Here is a 20,070-nt window from a genome sequence, read left to right as displayed (position 1 = left end):
GGAGCTCCAATGAGTCAGCTCGACGACAAAATCAACCAGCACTTTGCCGGCCTAGTGGTGCGCAAAGACCTGGTCAAAGCGGTGAAGGGCAACGCCATTGTGCCGTCGTATGTGCTGGAGTACTTGCTGGGCCAGTACTGCGCGACCAATGACGAAGCGACTATCCAGACCGGTATCGAGACCGTCAAGGAGATCCTGCGTAAGCACTATGTCCACCGCAACGAAGCAGGGCTGGTGCGCTCGACCATCAAGGAGAAGGGTCGGCACAAGGTTATTGACCGTATTAGCGTCTCATTAAACGACAAGGATGACGTGTACGAGGCTGAGTTCGCCAACCTGGGCATCAAGAAGGTGCTGATCGACTCCAACACCGTCAAGGCCCATCAGAAGCTGCTGGTAGGTGGTGTTTGGTGCATTGCAGATGTAGAGTATGAATACACCGAGGACAAGTCTTCCTCACCTTGGATTCTGGCCTCGCTAAAGCCAATTCAGATTTCCCGCTTTGATTTCGACGGCTATCTGGAGGCACGTAAGCAGTTCACCACTGATGAGTGGATTGACCTGCTGATCCAGAGCGTAGGTTTCAATCCGCAGATGTTCGGCAAGCGCAATAAGCTTGCTCAGCTTATCCGCCTTATCCCGTTCTGCGAGCGCAACTACAACCTGATCGAGCTGGGCCCCAAGGGGACCGGCAAGTCCCACGTCTACTCTGAGTTCTCGCCTCACGGCATTCTTATCTCCGGTGGCGAAGTTACGGTTCCCAAGCTGTTCGTCCATAACGGCACGGGTAAGCTCGGCCTGGTGGGTTACTGGGATGTAGTGGCTTTCGATGAGTTCGCCGGCAAGCAAAAGCGAGTGGACAAGGCGCTGGTGGACATCATGAAGAACTACATGGCTAACAAGTCGTTCTCACGGGGGGTGGAAACCCTGGGAGCAGAGGCCAGTATGGTGTTTGTGGGTAATACCGATCACACCGTGCCGTACATGCTTAAGCATACGGACCTGTTCGACCCGCTGCCGGAAAAGTTCCACGATTCAGCCTTTCTCGATCGCATTCACAGCTACATCCCCGGTTGGGAAGTGGATGTCATCCGTGGCGAGATGTTCTCCAGTGGTTACGGCTTCGTGGTGGACTACCTGGCCGAGATCCTGCGCTCGCTTCGCAGTCATGACTACTCAGATCGCTATAAGGGACAGTTCACGCTATCCGACGATATTTCGACGCGCGACCGCGATGGCATCAACAAAACCTTTTCTGGTTTGATGAAGATCCTGTACCCGCATGGCGAGGCGACAGACGCCGAAGTGGAAGACGTATTGCGCACTGCAATTGAAGGGCGCAAGCGGGTGAAGGATCAGTTGCTACGCATTGATGCGACCTATCCGGCAGTTCGTTTTGCCTACAAGGGGGGGGATGCTCAGGAGCGGTTGGTGCGCACTCTGGAAGAGGATGAGTATCCTAATCAATACCATCGAAGGGGAGCGACTGAAGTTTCTACTGCAGACTTACCCGTCGGTACTGACCCTTTGGCGCTTATCGAGGCAGCGCCAGCCATGCAAGGGCCAGCTTCACGCCCAAGCAATCCTGCGCCGATGGAACCAGTGCTGAAGGAGCAGCATTTGGTCTTCCACGAAAATCAGCGAGGACTGAGTTTTGACAAGTTGTTCAGTCCCTATCTGGTAGGTGCCAAGCGCATCATCATCACAGACCCCTATCTTCGTATGTTCCACCAGTTGCGCAACTTGATGGAGCTGATGGAGACCATTAGCAAGATGCAAGGCCCGGAAGATGAGGTGGTGGTTCATGTGGTGACCGTTGAGGATGATTCCAATGGTGATCGTCAGACCGAAAGCCTGCAGAAGATCGCTGATGCTTGTACGGGTGTTGGCATCCAGTTCAGTTGGGCCTACGACACTAGCGGCACCAAGCATGATCGAGACATCACAACCGACACGGGTTGGAAGATAGTGCTTGGTCGTGGTTTGGATGTTTTTCAGCGCTTTGAGCTGAATGATGCCTTCAGCTTTGCGAATCGGCTCCAGCAGCATCGGCAGTGCAAAGAATTCAGTGTGACCTTTGTGCGAATTGGCCCGGCAGCTTGTTCGTAGGTTTACGACGATTAGGCAGAGGCAGAGGCAGAGGCACTCTGATTTGTGTTCGCAGCACGACTAAAAAAAGTAAGGCCGACTGCGGATGCCCTTAGGCGTGGGGAAGTCATAGTTTCGGCTGCAGCAGGAGCTGACTACAACCGCTGGATCACGACAAAAAATAAGTGAGGGGAGTACCCTGCCGATGACCGCCCTAGCATCAGCCAAGGGCAGTCTATCGGGCGGTGTGAGCCTAGGCGTTATAGGTAACCTCGTTCAGCCAACGATACGCAGCCTTCGTGGCCTACAACGATATGATCCAGCGTCTGGGTGCCAATCATGTTGAGTGCGTTCTTGAGGGTGGTGGTCAGCGTGCGATCGGCCTGGCTGGGTTCGGGATCTCCAGAAGGATGGTTATGCACCAGTATCACGGCTGCTGCGTTGTGCTCTAGGGCGATCTTGACCACTTCCCTTGGGTAAACGCTGGCCCCGTCCAGCGTGCCGCGAAACAGCTCCTGAAATCCGATAATCCGGTGCTTGGTGTCGAGCAGCAGAAGAGCAAAGACTTCGTGCTCATGGTACTGCAGCAGTGTTTGCAGGTGGCTGAAGACCTGCTTCGGCTCAGTCAATGCCCGGCCTTTAGACAGACGACTCATTGCCAGTTGTTGAGCCATACGCAGGATGTCAGCTTCGGTGACCGGGGCTTCCATAACATAGGTACCGGTATCTTCACCGGCTCTGAGCTTGTGATATTTCATGTGGGGCTTCCTGTACGAATGCGTGAGAAAACGGAGGGATCTGAGAAACCCTGTTACTGGACGGTGGGCTTGCCGTTGTGCCGCGTGGCTTGCGACTCCAACTTTTGACCGAGTGAGGGTTTGGCAGGCGCTGCCGGTTGGGCTTTTGGCTCTACATCGCTGGGCTGATCTTCAATGGCGGGGAAGAACTCTTCGACGATGGCGCCGGTGTCCTCCTCGCTGTCTTCAAATGCCCCATTGTTAAAGCCTTGCCGGGCCGCGTGATCCAAGGCGCTCTGGTCAAAGCCCGCGGCTTGCCGGGTTTCCTCCAATTGCTTGGCTGCCAGTAAGGCGTCTTTTAGGGTCAGTCCATTGCGTACCGTAATGTCCACGTAGAAGATCGGCGTGCCATGGCTTTGCCGGGTGGATTTACCGCGTAAACGCAACTCCAGCGGCAGACAGGCGAGGCGATCGCCGGAGATGGCTTGCAGGTAATGCAGACGCGCTGCCAGAGTGCGGATGCTGTTGTAGCCTGTGGTGCGAAAGACAAAACTGCCCAGCGGATCGTCATCGCCAATCACTACGTTGAGCCGGCCGTAAGGCTTGCAGGCTCCGCCTTGCGCCAGTGAGCAGCCATCCGGAGAAGGGCAGGGCAATGCCTGAATGCCGTCCTCGGTCAAACGCTTGCAGGTCAGGCCGTTGCCGACGCATAAAGGTCGGCCAGTGGTGCGGTCGAACAGGCTGTAGTCAGCCCGAAAGTTCAGGTCAGGCTCGTTGAACAGCAGCCGGATTGGAATGCTGCGCAGTTTGCCGTCATGGCCATTACGCAGCTCCTCATTGAGGGGGTGCAGCAGCCAGCCGTCACGGTTCTGTACTTGGGAGGTAAGGGTGAATTGATCGTCCTTTTCCGGTAGACGCTTTCCGTTCTTTTCGACGAGCTTGCCAATGGATATTCGGCCCAAAATCGGCGGAGTGATGGCTAAACCTTTGAGCATGGGAGTTCTCCTGTATCTGAAATAAAAACGCCACCGAGACCGCGTAAACGGCCAGGGTGGCGTTGGAGAGAAAGGGCATGGGAATAAGGGAAGCGCGAACGAGCGTTCAGGCCAGTAGAAAACGCCGACAGCCGGTTTTTGTGGTCGAGTAGCGCACTTGCAGGTAGGGCTTTTCTTTCAGCAGGCGGGGGATATCCAGTGCCACGCTGTCTTTGGCTTTCCTCCACGTGATGCTGCCGGTTGCGAAGGTCGCCCGACTGGCATCACCCATGGCCTGTTGCAACGTTTGCTTGAGCTGAGCTTCCTGCTTCTCCTGCAGAGCAATCGATCCTCGCACTCTCTGCAGTTCGGTAAAGGTCGTACAGAGCAGCGCGTCCTGGCTGAAGTCCAGGCTTTGCCCACTGTCCTGTGGATACAGGCAGCGCAACGCCTGCTCCGCCGAGGCCGATCCGTCTGCCGGAGGTGGGGTATCACTGACCACGTAATCCCAGAACAACCGCTCCAGGTCGATCAGCCGAGCAATCAACGACTCGTCCCGTTCGATGCGATGGATCTCCAGGTGCTGGCCACCCAGCAGCACTGCCACATCGGCTGCCTGCTTGCCAGTCACGGCCAGTTGGTGCATCACTTGCAACTGAACATACTCCGGCACGCCCTCTTTCCAGAGGCGTGCGCCGTTTATGCCAGCAGTTTTACATTCAAGGATCTGTACCTCTGGCGCACCGATGACCTCGCGGTCGATGTTGGCCAGCATCCAGGCCAGTTTGGAATCAGGATGCTGCAGCACCGCATTGACCCGGCGGACCCGATGACCACTGCGCCGGGTGTAATGTGTTGCGACAATCGGCTCCAGGATATTGCCCCAATAAGCCGGACTTTCCTCATCCTGCGGATCGAGCTTGGGCAGTGAGGTGTCACGGCCGGTTTTCTCCAGCCACAGCTCCAGCTGGGATTTGTACGGGTTCAGGCCCACGGCTGCGGCGGCATCCGAACTGCCGATGCCTTGTTTGCGTACGGCCAACCATTCCTCTCGCGGCAATTGTTTGGTGCCCACTAGGCGCAGCGCAGGCCGTAGTTTGCTCCTGGTTTGTTGCAGAGTTTGCGTGCCCATGATGTTTTCCTGTGCGGCATAAAAAACGCCCGGCCAGCAGAAGCTGACCAGGCGTTTTAATAGTTGAGTAAGTGAGTGGAGCTAGGCGGCGAGCTCCAGTGCGGCCTGCAAGGCGCGTTGTTTGATCACAGCGCCTTGGCCAAACCAGGCCGAGTCCATGCGGTATTCAGCACTCCTGGCGCGTCGCTCGTGATCGACATACTCGGTCACGGCGTTGAGCAAGCCCCACGCAGTTCCTTGGGCTGATTCAAGCGTTGCTCCCCGACCCTCGCCTTCGTACAGCCCTTGGACTTTGCGCAATGCGCGCTCGTTCGGCAGGACTTCGGGTAGTTTGCTATTGGGGGTTACGTCACACAGCACGTGCATGAAAAAGCCCATCGCTTCATGCCACTGCACCTTGCGTTCAGCCAGTGCTCGCATGCGGTACATAAACTCGTCCCACTGGGAGACGGCGATGCCCAACTGCTTTTTCACTGCCTGCGGATCGAAGCGGGTGTTATGTGGCACCTTGATCACGCGGGTGGTGCCATCCAGGGCGATGGTCAGCGTGTTATTGCAGACCACACGTACGGTGGTGGGGGTTGCGGTGGTGGCCAAGGTGCCATCACAGGAGGTGGCCAGCAGCAGGTAGCCATTCACCTGGTCGTTGCCCTTCAACGCCGTGCCTTGCCCAGTACGGGCCAGAGCCCAGAACTTGCGACCGCCTTTGAGCACTCCGGCGGTTTCCAGCTCGTAGCCCGAGACCTCAGTCAGATCGCGATAGAACTCCAACACTTCACGGGGCTGCACCACCTGGTAGCGGTTGGAGACCACTGACAAGGGGGCCTTGGTGTCGGAGCGATACAGCACCTTCTGTTCAGGGAAAGAGTGAATTGAGCCCAGAACACCGATGCTGTCGGACTTGAAATGCACCGGGCTGTCCTGGATCTTCCAGTCCATGCCCGCTTCGCGCTGCCAGACTTCGAGCGGTTGTTGGGGCGATAGGCGACTGCCCAGGCCATGCCAGGGAGTATCACCAACGTAAGCCATTTGTTCGATGAGGTGTGCCATGGGAATGACTCCTGCGAAATGAATGGAAAAGAGCGTGGCTTCAACAAACAACGAACTAACGGTTGATGCTGAAGCTGTAACCGCATTCCAGGCACTGATAGTTATCCAGCGCCTTCTCATCAATCTGTTCACCCAGTGTGGCCCCAGCGATCCCGCCGGCAGCACCACCAAACAACCCTCCGAGTATGGCGCCAGCGATACTACCCACAGCAATCCCAACAGGCCCGCCGACTATGCCGAGTACTGCACCGGCCTCAGCTCCCGACAGGGCTCCGGCGGCCCCACTGACTGCACCTCCTGCAGCGCCAATCAACCCACCCGTTTGCTTACCGATATTTTTCTTTGCGACACGTCCAGAATTGCAGCTAGGGCAAGGGGCATACATACGTAAATCCTCTCAAGTGATGAGCGTACTAGCCAAAAAGCAGGCACGCCAAATCCCTACCGCAGTTAATACGGTGGGCGTTCACAGAGGTGATATAGGTCTGAGTTTTTTTTGATTGGTATTCCAAACCGCAATTAGTTGAAAACACGCGTCAGATCGACGAGGGTAGCCAGATCCAAATGAGTGTTTGGTCTTAGGTGAACATGTGACAACCGATTCAATGCAACAGGATGGTGTCAGCGCTGCGAGCGGGGAAGGTTATGCCGAGGAGTTACCATCGCTCGGGTGGTCGGAGGAGGACCTACGGTACTATCTTGCTCAAGTATGGGGCCAGCGTGATCCCTTACACTTAAGAGTCATTGGCCGGTTACAGCTGGCCGAAGGGAAAACCTTCGGGTTTCTCGTAGATCTGCATCATGCCGAAACAGGCATCAGGCTGCCCCCACCACTAAAAAACGCCAGCGTGCGCCAATCAGTATTTGTGCCGCCCTCCGAACTCAGCAGAATCCAGAAACTTGGGCGAATTGAGAGCTTCGCGTCCGCGGAGTTGGATCTGTCACCCTTGGATGAACGAAAAAAACGCGGCGACCCGTTTGGCTGCATGGTTCATCCTGAAACGCTAGAACCACTAAGCCACATCCCTGAAAGTTGGTGGAGTATCAAAAACATCCAATCAGAAGCGATGCCGCTAGTAGTGACAAAGGTGCGTGAGGCTATAGAGGACCGGTTGCAACGTGAGACTTCTGAAGCTGGAGATAAATTGCTCGCTGCACAATTAGCTCTCGAAGTCGCTGCTCAGAATAAGAAATTGCTCGACGATGAGTATGGGCGAATCGGGCTGGAAGTCGATCAGCGAATGGATCGTATCGCGGCTCTCGACACAGAGTTCGTGCAGAGGAAAAATACATTGGAAACTAGGTTTCGAGAGCTGGAAGCTTTTCTCCAGGATAGGAGTGAGCGCATGGTCGCGCTCAATCTCATCGACAGGGCTGATCTGGAGAAAGTTTTTCCCCTTATAGGGGCGCCTGATACCCGAGAAGGGCATCGCTTTCGGGAGGCGCTTGCCGGAAACCTCCAACGACTGGCTTCGTACATCCAGGCGTTTCTTTGGCGTAAGGGTATCCTCTACACCCGCGCGCAATTGCTCGACTTCATCACCCTGTTACGCACCAACGACTTGATCGTGCTCGCCGGGGATTCGGGATCCGGCAAGACCAACTTGGTGAAGTCTGTCGCCTCCGCTGTCGGGGGGCGCTGCACAATTGTGCCGGTAAAACCCAACTGGACCGGCTCGGACGACCTGCTGGGTTACTACAACCCAATTGAGCGGCGTTACCACCCGACGCAATTTCTGCTGGCACTGCTGGATGCCGCGCGCGAGCCAGAAATTCCGCACTTCATCTGCCTCGACGAAATGAACCTCGCCCGCGTGGAGTACTACTTTGCCGACTTCCTGAGTTTGCTTGAAACTCGAGGCGAGGCTCCCTGGATCCACCTGTACTCATCGGCGGAGGAGCGTCAGGCCGTAATCGATAACAAAATTTTCTTAGCGCTTGAGGAAGAGGCCAGGAAGCGTGCAGGCCTGCCGGGCGACGCCTCGTTCAGCGATATTCTAATGAGTGATCAGGCCAACCTCGAGCTTCGCAGGCTAGCGGGCTTCCAAGACGCTGACACTTTACTCAATCACCACGCGAAGATCAGGCGTTCGCTCTCGGGACTGATCGACGTTCCCGCCGGATTCCGGTTTCCACCTAACGTCTGGATCATCGGGGCGATCAACGTGGACGAGACCACGCACTATCTCTCACCAAAAATTCTTGACCGTGCGCACGTCATGCGGTTCCGCAATCCCGTGTTAATGGACTGGGATGAGGTTGAGGGCGAGCTGGAGAAATTCGACCTAGACTTGGATCTACCGATGAACATTCTGGCCGCTGATATCGGTTTCCGCGCCGAGTATCCGACCTTCGATCAGACCGACCCGAAGGTTAAGCTGTTGGTAGGTCTGGCGCGGGACTATCTCGATCCGCTGGGCATTGAGTTCGGCCTGCGGGCAATCCGGCAATCGCTCAACTACATCCGTAGGGGGGAGGAAGCCGAGATTGGAGATTTAGCTGCTTTGAATAACGTCGCGGTACACAAGATTCTTCCCAAAATCATCCTCGATTTAGAGAAGGTTTCGAACAATGGGCAGAAGCGACGGGATGTGCTGATCGGCCTCAGGGATTCACTGGCACAAGCCTTAATTGGTCTTGACCTGAGCCAGGTGACCGAGTCTGCTGTTGAGTCTTTGGATGAGTTGATCGCTCGCGCAGAAGGCAATAACGGCATCGCCAACTTCTGGACTCGGTAATGCCTCCGGAAATCGAAGCCCGCTATCTGACGATTGACTGGCAGTCGGAAGGCGTCGCCCGGGCAATAGAGGTTGCGCCGGTTTCGCTGGAGATAGAGTCTCGCACTGATGGTGAGTTTGTTGTTGAGAGCGTGATCTTCAACGATTTTCAACCGTGGCTCGGTATTCGCGTCGGGCCCGGGTTTGAAGAAGTGATGCCTGTTTTCGTGACGGCGCTGGGGCAGGAAACTCCTATGTTGCAGGTTGCAGATCCACGGGGCGGTGGATTCTGGTGGTTGCGAAATGATGGTTGGGATCATGCCGGCAAGCGTCATCTGAGCGAGCTTCAACGGAGTGCAGGCGTCTACAACATCCGGATAGGCGACTTAACGCTGCGGGTTGAAAATCGTCTTTCGACCTTCGGTCGCGCCGACATCCAGGCGTATATAGATGACTTTCGGGGCGATCTTCTCTGGATGATCATGAACGATTCCGCCGGAGCCACAGCAACGGGCAAAGGTGCCGGAGCTGGGACCGAGTTCGCCGATGCGCTAAAAGAGTTACATACTGCGTCGCACAGGGTGCTGGCATCTCCAGCTGTCAACATCCGGGAGGGACAGGCGCAGCAGCCTCTTGCGAAGTTGCGTCCAAACACGGTGACCTTTCGCGAGTATGCGCGTAATCCAACAGCCCGCCAGCTCACGGGTCGGGTCTTCAATGAGTCGGCGGACACCGCCGAGAACCGCTATCTACGACATGTATTGGCGGTTTCCCTCAAAGTGGCTGATGCCTATGTTTCGGCAGCCTCGCTGCAGTCTAGCTTTCTTGACAGGCTAGCTTCACAGGAGAGTGAGCGCGCCCGTCGCGATCGTGAAATGGAGATGCGTCCTGTTGAGCCCGAGGTGTTCGATCAGCAGACGGAAGAGATCAAGCGCAAGCTGGATGCGCTTGCGGACTTCAAGAGCCGGTCGGGACATGAGGCGGATCTAGTTGGTCGATTTCCGATTCGTTTGGGCAAAAGGTATTTTGATCACTTTGCTTTTTATTACACGCCACAGGATGCCATGGCGAGCAATGTAGCCAGCCCTGTCGACTACAGAGTGGTTGTGCTGCCTAAGGATTTGTTCGAGCTAATTCTCGGAGCACATCACTTCTGCAAAAACTTTACGCTCACAGGGAGCGTGGACTCCCGCGTGAGGGATACGTCCAAAGGGCAACAATTTCGCGAGATCACCTTCACCTCGGTGCAAGAGGTTTTGCCGCAAACGGACGTGCTTGAGAAAAGGGCTGGAAAGAGACGAGGCTTGGAAAAAAACAACTGGCTTGTTCGTCTTTCTCGTAATGAACTGCTTGAGCTTAATCGCGAGGCGGGTATAGGCGAGCGACGCGCGGAAAAATCTCTGGAAAAGAAGAGAGTTATTTCTTTGTCAGTTGAGGAAATAGGGCGGTGGGCGCGAAAGTTGACGGAAACTGACGCAGGCTTTGACTGCCTGGGAATTTCACGCAGTTCGAATTTCCCGTTGGGAATGCGGTTCGTCTCCAACCCGGATTATGCTGCCTGTGTGTCGGCATTTAATAAGGTTCGCGAACTCTTCAATCGCGGCGGTCTAGATCTGTCGAAACTGGAAGAGATCAGCAGCATAGGGATCCTTCATACCAGTGACATCTATGAAAAATGGTGCCTGCTTAAGATCTTCATGCTGCTGATGCATGACTTCCGGTTCGAGCCCGAACGTGGCTGGGAAGAGAAGCTGGTTGCGACCTCGCTCGAGCGCGCAAGCAACGTCAGGTTCGAGTTTTCGCGCGACGACCTGGAAATGAAGGTCACCCTCAACTGTCAGGCAGAAATGCCCACGGGGCGACGGCCTGATTTTATTCTAGAGGTCATCTATACGGGCAAGGAACAATCTAGGCGTTTCGATCGCGAAAGTGGGCGGCGCGGCGGCATAGTGATGGACGCCAAGTTCAGGAGCAACTGGAAGAGAGATGGGCTGAACCGTATGCTTGACGAGCTGGTCCTGGCGAAAGGCTATGACAAGGCGGTGGAAAGCGGAAGGGTTTTCATCCTGCAGCCCTGCGAGTTCACCGCACGTCCCGCGGCGTCACCCCTCGAATGGGGGGCGCATTGTGATTACGGCAGGACGCAATCCCATCGTCAGGGCTGGATACAGACGGGAGTGTCGTCTTCCGGGGCGCGCTCGACCCAGCACCTCAAACGCCTGCTGGCGATGGTATTCCAGAGTTCATTTCCTGAGCCGCAGGAAGAACACGATGATTATGGCAACAAAACATGGACATCCCGCAGCTTCTGTCTTGGCTGCGGCGAACGACATTTAGCGATCGAGGCAAAGAGTACTCAAAGCGGGGCGACGAGATGGCTTCTTGACTGCAAACGCTGCGGGGTGTGGAGTGTCAGAACCCACTGCTACGACTGCGCGGCTCCGCTGTTCAAGAACGGCACGATTTGGACGTACCACAACACTGTCGCCGATCAGGTGACCAATGTGATCTGTCCTAGCTGTGGCTCTTATTTTGATAGGGAGTTCAGTTAATCATCAACCTCAAGAAGCGGCCGCCAATTGCGCATGGATCGTGTCCAGCTTCTCACGTTCGGCCCTCCATCACCTGCTGGAGGGCGGATGGGCTTAGTTCGGATGTTGGGGAGGCATATGTAATCATGGCCGCTCTTGGCCGAATCTTCATTTGATCATGGCCAGCGCCATTACGCCGACCACAGGCCGCTCTTGGCCGGTAGATCAGCGTATCGGAACAACTTTTCTGTCCCTACTTTCGTGTACTGCCGACACGGAAAGGTTTCCAGTCGCTGCCGCCTGAATATGCTCGCTCCACCAGGTCATCATGGGGCGTCTGCGTTCGATATAGTCCGCGCGATTGTAGGCGCTGCGAACCTCGTCCTTGTCCACGTGGGCAAGCGCCACCTCGATCAACTCAGGATCCCAGCCGTGCTCGTTGAGGATGGTGCTAGCCATTGAGCGCATGCCATGGCTTACCAGGCGCCCTTCGAAGCCCATGCGCTTCAGCGCCATGTTGGCTGTCTGGCTGTTGCAGTGGGTGCGAGGGTTCCGGTCTGCAGGGAAGACATACTCCCGGTGTCCACTGTAGGGTTTAATCGCTTCCAAGAGCGACAGAGCCTGCTCCGTGAGAGGAATGATGTGTATCCGACGTTTCTTCATGCGCTCCGCCGGTATAGTCCAGATCTTCTTTTCGAAGTCGATATCAGCCCATCGGGAAGTGGCAGCCTCGGCTGGCCGAGTCATGGTGTGAAGTTGCCACTCAATTAAGCAGCGTGTAGTTCTTTTTATGCTGGCATTGGCAATTGCCACCATGAGCTCTTTCAGCTCATCGGGCGCAAGGGCCGCCATGTTTTTCTTTTTGGGCTTTTTGAAGACGGAGCGAATTCCACTGAGCGGATTCGCGTGAATCAATCCCGAATTGACACCATAGGTCATGATCTCATTGAGGCGTTGGGTTAGACGTTTAACGGTTTCGAGACTGCCCTTCGTCTCGAGGGGGCGTAGCAAATTTATGACTTTCGGGGCAGTGATAGCAGAGATTGGGGTGGTGGCCAGATCAGGGAAGATATGCAGCGTGAGGGAGCGCCAAATATCCTCGGCGTATGCAGGGGTAACTGAATCCTTTTTGAGCTCGAACCACGCTGCCGAGATATTTTCGAAAGTGTGTTCCGTGGCTGCTTTTTTCGCGTGCCGCTCGGCGTCGCGTTTCTCTTTAGGGTCCAGCCCCTGGGCGACGAGCTCTCTCGCTTCCACGGTTCTCTTGCGTGCTTGAGCCAGACTTACCTCAGGAAAGGTGCCCAATCCCATATTTATCCGCTTTTTCGTCACGGGTTGGATGTAGTTGAAATTCCATAGCTTTGAGCCATTGATTCTCACTCGCATCTGAAGGCCGTTGCCGTCGGTGAGTATGTAGTCCTTTTCCTTTGGCTTAGCGGCTTTGACTTTTACGTCTGAAAGGCGCGTGGCTTGGGCCCCCATGGTGTATTCCAGTGCTGTTTATGTATTCCAAAAAATAGCAGGTGAGGGCTTGGAATACCACTTGGAATACACGAAATCGTAGATGGTCACGGATGCTGGTGGACGCTCGTAGACTCTAAACCCCTGTATTTACTGGATTTCAGGCACAAAAAAAGACGTCCGTGGACGCCTTTAGATGATAATTTGGTGGAGCCGGGGGGATTTGAACCCCCGTCCGCCAGTACTCCGCTGTCGGTACTACATGCGTAGCCGTTTCTATTAAGTTAACCCTCAGCGACCCGAAGGGCAGGGTGCTTTGGGCGAGTTGTGTAAGTTTTAGCCGCTTCGTCCACAACGTACTGCACGGCGATTCTGTTCTATATGACAATCATTTTGGGTTTACAGACATCCCCTGATGATTGCTGGACCCGAAGGTACCAGAAGGGAAGGCTAAGGCTGCTTACGCAGCGAGAGCGTATTCCCCGTAGGTTTCGTCATTGGCAACTATAGAAAGTTGCAACAGTGGATTTACGAGTTCTGTTACCAACTCGGCATGCACCTAAAGTTTCGCAACCGGCGTCGAATCCTAAACGGCCCCGAACTCATTGCCCTGTACATCTTGGTGAGCAACAAGCCTGCGCAGTGTACGCCAATCGGCGGACAAGGCCAACCCGAAGGTTGACCTTCTGGTACGTCATTTATTTTCAGGATTACGAGTTTGTATTTTCGTGACTACGTTGGAAGTGATTGCAACGCATTCCTTATCATTCCCGGCTTTTTGAGCCGCTTCGGCTTTTTCCCGGGCGGCTTTGATGTTGTCGTCGGTATTTTCCGAAAGAGCCGGCTGGCTGGTCTCGAAGTCCTTGATAATTTGAAGATTCCCGGCACAAAGGTCTTTGTCTGCCGCAAATACCGGCGACGTTAGCAGGGCACCAGCGATGAACAATCCAGCAATTGCAGAATGCTTCATGGGTATCTCCTTGAACGGTTGGTCTCGGTGCTGCCGGACGATCTGGCGGCGATGCCGAGGTCGTAACAGGTCCCGTTCTGATCGGGCCTGTTCAATCGACCGCGACGGCACCCAGGAATTCGGTTTTTTTTACATCTGGTAAGAAAAGGCTGGGTCACCAAAACCGGGACGAACAGGCCGACTTACAGGTTGGTCGGGCTATAAGTCATTTTTTGGTATCACCCGTCGCTTTCTGGATGTCCAGAAGGGTTTGCTGGGTTTCCGCGAGACAGTCGTCGATCCTGCCCTGAGCTTTGAGGGCCTGGGCTTTGCTTACACTGGCCGAGACGCGCGCATTCAGATCCGACGACGTCTGGTATTGCGACTTGGAGTTGTTGATTTTCTGTAGATTTGCCTCGCACAGGTCGCCTGGTTTTCCATCTGCGAACGAAGTGGACGCCATCATCGAGGCAGTAACGAACAGGCCGAACAGTACAGAACGCTTCATGGGAATCTCCTTGCACTGAGGAATCCGGACTTCGCTGACCGTGAGTGCGGGTCACCGAAAGAAGGACAGGCCCCGACTGTTCGAGGCCTGTTCTGTGGACTACCGTCTCGCTCAAGGGTTCTGAATTTCTTCAGCAGGCCTTCGCTCGGGTGACCCGATCCACCAGATAAACCAGGCCGTGATAGTCGATCCCGCCATGTTGCGTCAGTCCGATTTCGCACGTCCGACTTGTGGAAATTCCCTCACTGCAATGCTGCACCGCGTCCTTGAGCGTGCGCAGCGAGTGGCTGTTCAGTTCCGGCGTGGTAAAGCCCTTGTCCCCCGCGAAACCGCAGCAATGAATGCCTTCCGGAATCACCACGTTCTTGCTGCACTTGCGCGCCAGATCAATCAACGCCTGGCTCTCGCCCAAATGCTGAGTGCTGCACGTCACGTGGACGGCGATCGGTGCTTCCTGTGGCGTGAAATCCAGCCGATCGAGCAGATGCGTACGAATGAAACGCACCGGGTCGTACAGATCCAGGCGAACATCTCCCACGTCCTGCACCAGCCGCAGCGTGCACGGACTGGTGTCGCAATAAACCGGATCGAGCCCGCCGCGACTGGCGTGGAGCAGCGCGCTGATCAGCTCCTGACGCTTGTGCTCGGCCTGTTCGGCATAGCCTTTGGAGGCGAATGGTTGGCCGCAGCAAAGGTTGTCCTGATTGTCGGGGAAGACCACCTGGTAACCGGCCTTTTCCAGCAGTCCACGGGTTTTGTCGTACAGCGACATCTGCTCTTTGTCACCCGCCGCGGGCCCCATGATCCGCGAGACGCACGCGGCCAGATAAACCACTCGAGGGCGTTCGTCCGACACAGTCGGACTGAAGCGAATGGCTCTTTCCGGTTGTGGCATCGCGTTCGTCCACAACGGCACCTGGCCCTTGGACAAGCGGGTCAGCGTTGCTGATAACTTCGCCAGTCGCGGCGCCCCCAGCAGCATCCGCGCTCCATTCGCCACATGCAGCGTGAAGCGCGCGCCTTGCAGCGTCTTGGCGAAATTTCCTTCGATCCAGTCAGCGGTTTTCTTGTGCGTTGCGTGTCGGCCGCGAAGCTTTTTCACCAGCTCGCCGGTATTGATGCCTACAGGGCAGCGTTGTGCGCAGAGACCCGTTGCGGCGCAGGTGTCGATGCCCTGGTACTCGTAGGCTTTTTCCAGTTCAGTGGTGTCGATGCCTGCGCGTTTTTTCGCCTGAATGTCGCGCCAGATCACGATGCGCTGGCGCGGGCTCAGGGTCAGGCCTTTCGACGGGCAGACCGGTTCGCAGAAGCCGCACTCGATGCACTTATCGACAATCTCGTCAGCCGCCGGCAGCGGTTTCAGATGCTTGAGGTGGATCTGCGGATCTTCGCTGAGCACCACGTCCGGGTTGAGAATACCGTTGGGGTCGAGCAGGCGTTTGAGCTGCCACATCAGTTGATAGGCGTCGCTGCCCCATTCCAGCTCAACAAACGGCGCCATGTTGCGTCCGGTGCCGTGTTCGGCCTTGAGCGAGCCACCGAACTCCACCGCCACCAGTTGCGCGACATCGTCCATGAACGCTTGATAGCGTGCGACTTCTTCCGGGTTGTTGAAGCCTTGTGTGAAGACGAAGTGAAGATTGCCTTCCAGCGCATGTCCGAAAAGGATCGCCTCGTCGTAGGAATGTTTTTCGAACAATTCGATCAAGCGGTTTACGCCGATCGCCAGTTGTTCCACCGGGAAGGTCACGTCCTCGATGATCACCGTGGTGCCGGTTTTACGCACGGCGCCGACGGCGGGGAAGGTGTCCTTGCGGATCGCCCAGAGGCGTGCGTTCTCAACGGGGTCTTCGCTGAAGTCGACCTGCTTTTCTACCGGGAAACCGCTGATCGACGCCATGATCTGCGCCAGTTGTTCCTGCAGCAACGTGGAAGAGGCGGCGCGGGATTCGATCAGCAGAGCGCAGGCATTGCTCGACAGCAGCTGTACGAAAGCGGGCATGCCCGGTTTGTCCTGCACCGAGCGCAGGCTGCGTCGATCCAGCAGTTCTACCGCTGACACTGGCTGGCTTTTCAGCACGGTGACTGCGTTGCAGCAGGTTTCCACATCCGGGAATACGATCAGCGCTGAAGCCTTGTGCGGATGATCGATCACGGTGTCGTAAGTCACCGCACTGATAAAACCGAGTGTGCCTTCGGAGCCGACCAGCAAGTGGCTCAAGATATCCACAGGCTCGTCGAAATCCACCAAGGCGTTGAGCGACAGGCCGGTGGTATTTTTCAGACGATATTTGTGGCGGATTCTGGCAGCCAGTTCGGCATTGGCGCGGGTCTCGCGGCTCAACGTCGCCAAGCGATCTAGCAGATCACCATGGCTTGCACGAAACGCCGCGACGCTGGCGGCGTCTTCAGTATCAAGTCGCGTGCCGTCGGCCAGTACCAAGCGAATGCCTGCCAGCGTGTGATAAGTGTTTTGTGCGGTGCCACAGCACATGCCGCTGGCGTTGTTGGCGACGATGCCGCCGATTTTGCAGGCGTTGATCGAGGCCGGGTCCGGGCCGATCTTGCGTCCGAATGGCGCCAGCCACGCATTGGCCTGCGCGCCGATGACCCCCGGCTGCAGACGGATTTGCGTGCCTTGGCCACGTATTTCGCGAGCGTTCCAGTTATCCCCAAGCACGATCAGCACCGAATCGCTGATCGCCTGGCCGGAGAGACTGGTGCCGGCCGCGCGAAAGGTCACCGGCACATGATCGCGCTGCGCCAATTGCAGCAGCTTCACCACTTCATCTTCGGATTCAACGCGGATCACCAGTTGCGGAATCAGTCGATAAAAACTGGCGTCGGTGCCGAAGGCCAATGTCGACAGCGGATCGTCGAAGCGGCGATCCGCCGGAATCAGTTGTTGCGCATCACGCAGGAAATTCGCCGGAAGCGTCATTGGTCCTCCAGAATCAGCACCACGAGGTCTTTCGGGCCGTGGGCGCCGTAGGCCAGTACTTGCTCGATGTCAGCGGTTTTCGACGGGCCGGACACCAGCAACGCGTTGGTCGGCATGCCTTGGGCCCATTGGAATTCCTGTTGCACCTGGTAAAAGTTGTCGCGAATTTCGCTGGCCTTGAGCAGGGCGAAATGTACGGGCGGTACCAGGCTCATCAGGCGTGGTTCTTCGCGGGTTGGCCAGAGAATCAGGCTGCCCGTGGCGGCAATTGCACCCAGGGTGCCGGTGAGACTGGCCGGAGCGTCGTTGAACAGTTCGGCTTTCCATTCTTCCATCGGCCGGTCGTAGGATTTCAGTGCCGGCAGATCAGGATTGTTCGCCCAGTGTTGTGTGATTTTTGCACCGTGAGGTGTCGTCGGCGCGATCAGCAGGCTCGGCAACTGACGGTCGTGCAGCAATTGTGCGAGCAGTGCAGGCCATTCCTCATCGCACGTCAGATGGATCTCGGTATGGACCGCTTCCATCAATTTGCGCAATTGCGGAATGCGCTGGTCGGCGCTGTAGGTGTATGGCTGAGTTACCAGTTCTACGTCGAAATCGTCGGCAATCGGCGTGGCGCCGATCAGACTTTTGCGCAGTTTGCCGAGGATATTTTGCTTGGCGCTCATCAGCGGTCTCCCTGTTTGGCCAAGTGCTCGCGGGCCATGTCGTGCAGTGAGCGGGCGGCGGGTTTGGGGGCGCTGTGATTCTGCGTCCATGGGCCAACATTGTTGGGCGTGAGGGCGCGCAAGCGCGTGGCGAAAAAGCCGAACAGCCGGTACAGCGTTGGCGAGCTATTGAGCCTGGCCCAGGCGTTCCAGATAAAGCGTTCCTTGCGCGAATACTTGCTGCCCTGACCGCGCATTACTTTATGAGGGCTGTCCGGGGCTTTGACGTTTTCTTCGCGTAGGCGACGTAGCAGCGCGGGGATAGGAATTTTTACCGGACACACTTCACCGCAGGCACCGCACAGCGAAGACGCACTCGGGTGATCCGGCACCTTGGCCAGGCCGACCATGTGTGGGGTGATGATTTTTCCTATAGGGCCGGGGTAAACCTCCCCATAGGCGTGGCCGCCGATTCGCGTGTAGACCGGGCAATGATTCATACAGGCGCCGCAGCGAATGCAGTTCAGGGTCTGGCGCAATTCGCTGTCGGCAAAGGCCTGGCTGCGACCGTTGTCGAGCAGCACCAGATGCACTTCTTGCGGGCCGTCGAGTTCATGCTCCTTGCGCGGGCCGGAAATCATGTTGACGTAAGTGGTGATCGGAATGCCCAGCGCCGAACGGGTCAGCAGCGATAGCAGCGGCACCACGTCGCGCAGATTTTCGACGACTTTTTCGATGCCGGTGACGGCGATGTGCACCGGCGGCACAGTGGTAGTCATCCGGCCGTTGCCTTCGTTTTCCACCAGCAGCAGGGTACCGGTTTCGGCCACGGCGAAGTTGACACCGGAAACGCCGATGTCCGCTTCGAAGAATTTCTGCCGCAGGACTCTGCGACCGATCTGAATGAGTTGGTCAACGTCCTTGGTGTATTCCACGCCAAGTTTGTCGTGGAACAAGGACGCGACCTGACCGGCATTCTTGTGGATCGCCGGCATAATAATGTGTGAAGGCTTCTCGTGGTCGAGCTGGACGATGTATTCCCCCATGTCGGACTCCAGACATTCAATGTCTTGAGCCTCGAGGAAATGGTTCATCTCCATCTCTTCGCTGACCATCGATTTGCCCTTGATCACTTGCCGCGCCTCATGAGCACGGATGATCGATAAGACGATGCCATTGGCCTCGTCCACCGTTTCCGCCCAGTGCACTGTCACACCGTTGCGGGTCAGGTTCTGTTCCAGTTGCTCGAGCAGGTCGGGCAACTTGGAGAGCGCGCGGGCTCTGATCGAGTTGCCCAGTGCGCGCAAATGTTCTCTTTCGTGGGCATCGCCAAAAGCCGCTGCCCGCTTGGACATCAGTGAATCCATGGCAGTGCGGAAATTGTTCCGTAACTGCGGGTCACCCAAGGCGTTGTGCGCCCGGGTGCGGAAATCTTCTTCTACGGCAACCGTAGGAATAATCGCGGAAGTGCTCATTGCGCACCTCCGGTTCGTTGCCACAGGAAACTGGCCAGATGTTGGCCGCGCAACGCTTCCTGTTGTTTCTCCAGCGAGCCGTTGATGTTCATCAAGCAGCCGCAGTCGGCACTCAAAATCCTGTGTGCGCCGGATTCCTTCAACGCCCGGGTCTTGTCAGCCACCATTGCACCGGAAATGTCTGGCATTCGGACGCTGAATGTCCCGCCGAAGCCACAGCATTCGCTTTCGTGGTCGTGGTTGACCCGTTCCACGTTGCTCAACTGCGCCAACAACTCGCGGCCGTGCAGGTGGGTGTTCATCTCGCGACGCGCGGAGCACGACGTGTGCAGCGCGACTTTTACCGGCTCGCCGCTGTCCTTGAGCTGCACTTTGCAGACGAACAGCAGAAACTCTGCCAATTCGTAGGTGCGTGCCGCGAGGGCCTGAACCTGTTTCAAGGTTTCTGGCTCTTCCTTGAACAAGTCGGCGTAGTGCTCGCGCAACATGCCAGCGCAGGAGCCCGATGGCACCACCACCGGATAATCCCCGGCGAACAGTGCCAGTTGCGAGCGCGCCACCGTCCGCGCCTGCTCGGTGTAACCGGAGGTGTAGGCCGGTTGTCCGCAGCAACTTTGCCCTTGCGGGTACTCGACCCGAATCCCTTCGCGCTCCAGCAAGTGGATCGCGTCCATCCCGGCTTCGGGGTAGAACAGATCGACCACACACGTCCCGAACAGATAGACCCGCGACGGTTTCTCGCTGGGGTATTGCCGAGGTTCGGGCAGTGGCGGTGCCACGCGGGTCGCGTTCGGCACGGCGTTGTAAAAAAGCTCGCTCATCAGGCGTGTCTCCGGGTTGTCCCGGTTATCCGTCCGCTG

Annotated in this window: 15 protein-coding genes and 1 other RNA gene; 3 read left to right on the top strand and 13 right to left on the bottom strand. The window is 56.5% G+C overall.

Annotation, left to right across the window (positions count from 1 at the left end; translation table 11 throughout):
• Positions 1-9 precede the first annotated feature (9 nt).
• A complete protein-coding gene (gene brxL, locus AB4P91_RS01520; RefSeq protein WP_395604163.1) occupies positions 10-2,109 on the top strand; it encodes a BREX system Lon protease-like protein BrxL in 2,100 nt (699 codons plus the stop codon).
• Between the two features lie 239 nt (positions 2,110-2,348).
• Here the strand turns inward: brxL and radC are convergent, their stop codons facing one another.
• From radC to AB4P91_RS01495, 5 genes are all read right to left on the bottom strand, one after another.
• A complete protein-coding gene (radC, locus tag AB4P91_RS01515; RefSeq protein WP_105523309.1) occupies positions 2,349-2,846 on the bottom strand; it encodes a DNA repair protein RadC in 498 nt (165 codons plus the stop codon).
• 53 nt (positions 2,847-2,899) lie between these two features.
• Positions 2,900-3,820: a hydrolase or metal-binding protein gene (locus AB4P91_RS01510; RefSeq protein WP_395604162.1), complete on the bottom strand. Its 921-nt coding sequence runs from the start codon at positions 3,818-3,820 to the stop codon at positions 2,900-2,902.
• Positions 3,821-3,926: 106 nt separating this feature from the next.
• Positions 3,927-4,931 carry a YqaJ viral recombinase family protein gene (locus tag AB4P91_RS01505; RefSeq protein ID WP_105523307.1) on the bottom strand — a complete coding sequence of 335 codons (1,005 nt, stop codon included), beginning with the start codon at positions 4,929-4,931 and terminating at the stop codon, positions 3,927-3,929.
• Between the two features lie 81 nt (positions 4,932-5,012).
• A complete protein-coding gene (locus tag AB4P91_RS01500; protein ID WP_395604161.1) occupies positions 5,013-5,981 on the bottom strand; it encodes a DUF932 domain-containing protein in 969 nt (322 codons plus the stop codon).
• 55 nt (positions 5,982-6,036) lie between these two features.
• Positions 6,037-6,366 carry a hypothetical protein gene (locus tag AB4P91_RS01495; protein WP_178905525.1) on the bottom strand — a complete coding sequence of 110 codons (330 nt, stop codon included), beginning with the start codon at positions 6,364-6,366 and terminating at the stop codon, positions 6,037-6,039.
• A gap of 205 nt (positions 6,367-6,571) precedes the next feature.
• Between AB4P91_RS01495 and AB4P91_RS01490 the strand changes: the two genes are divergently transcribed.
• Both AB4P91_RS01490 and AB4P91_RS01485 read left to right on the top strand, forming a co-directional pair.
• Positions 6,572-8,719, top strand: a complete 2,148-nt coding sequence (locus AB4P91_RS01490; protein WP_395604160.1) for an McrB family protein — start codon at positions 6,572-6,574, stop codon at positions 8,717-8,719.
• On the top strand, positions 8,719-11,250 hold the full coding sequence (locus tag AB4P91_RS01485; RefSeq protein ID WP_395604159.1) for a hypothetical protein: 2,532 nt from the start codon (positions 8,719-8,721) through the stop codon (positions 11,248-11,250). Before AB4P91_RS01490 ends, AB4P91_RS01485 begins: the two co-directional genes overlap by 1 nt.
• Before the next feature lie 204 nt (positions 11,251-11,454).
• Here AB4P91_RS01485 and AB4P91_RS01480 read toward each other — a convergent pair whose 3' ends face one another.
• The 8 genes from AB4P91_RS01480 to AB4P91_RS01445 form a co-directional block, all read right to left on the bottom strand.
• Positions 11,455-12,711 carry an integrase domain-containing protein gene (locus AB4P91_RS01480; protein WP_395604158.1) on the bottom strand — a complete coding sequence of 419 codons (1,257 nt, stop codon included), beginning with the start codon at positions 12,709-12,711 and terminating at the stop codon, positions 11,455-11,457.
• Positions 12,712-12,895: 184 nt separating this feature from the next.
• Positions 12,896-13,288, bottom strand: a transfer-messenger RNA (tmRNA) gene (gene ssrA / locus AB4P91_RS01475).
• 96 nt (positions 13,289-13,384) lie between these two features.
• Positions 13,385-13,660, bottom strand: coding sequence for a hypothetical protein (locus tag AB4P91_RS01470; protein WP_150596485.1), 276 nt, complete (start codon positions 13,658-13,660; stop codon positions 13,385-13,387).
• Between the two features lie 205 nt (positions 13,661-13,865).
• Positions 13,866-14,147: a hypothetical protein gene (locus AB4P91_RS01465; RefSeq protein ID WP_395604157.1), complete on the bottom strand. Its 282-nt coding sequence runs from the start codon at positions 14,145-14,147 to the stop codon at positions 13,866-13,868.
• Between the two features lie 130 nt (positions 14,148-14,277).
• The gene (locus AB4P91_RS01460; RefSeq protein ID WP_395604156.1) at positions 14,278-17,088 is read right to left on the bottom strand and encodes an FAD-binding and (Fe-S)-binding domain-containing protein; all 2,811 of its coding nucleotides are present in this window, start codon (positions 17,086-17,088) and stop codon (positions 14,278-14,280) included.
• Positions 17,085-17,756 (bottom strand): lactate utilization protein C, encoded by a 672-nt coding sequence (locus AB4P91_RS01455; RefSeq protein WP_395604155.1) that lies wholly within the window; start codon positions 17,754-17,756, stop codon positions 17,085-17,087. The genes AB4P91_RS01460 and AB4P91_RS01455 overlap by 4 nt, the downstream gene beginning before the upstream one ends.
• Positions 17,756-19,210, bottom strand: a complete 1,455-nt coding sequence (locus tag AB4P91_RS01450; protein WP_395604154.1) for a LutB/LldF family L-lactate oxidation iron-sulfur protein — start codon at positions 19,208-19,210, stop codon at positions 17,756-17,758. The genes AB4P91_RS01455 and AB4P91_RS01450 overlap by 1 nt, the downstream gene beginning before the upstream one ends.
• Complete coding sequence (locus AB4P91_RS01445) at positions 19,207-20,031, bottom strand: (Fe-S)-binding protein (RefSeq protein WP_150595106.1); 825 nt, start codon at positions 20,029-20,031, stop codon at positions 19,207-19,209. Before AB4P91_RS01445 ends, AB4P91_RS01450 begins: the two co-directional genes overlap by 4 nt.
• Between the last annotated feature and the right edge of the window lie 39 nt (positions 20,032-20,070).

It is taken from the genome of Pseudomonas sp. B21128 (assembly GCF_044218865.1).
GTDB lineage: Bacteria > Pseudomonadota > Gammaproteobacteria > Pseudomonadales > Pseudomonadaceae > Aquipseudomonas > Aquipseudomonas iridis.
Note: the sequence above shows the minus strand (reverse complement) of the source record. Positions and strands in the feature narration are given on the sequence as shown.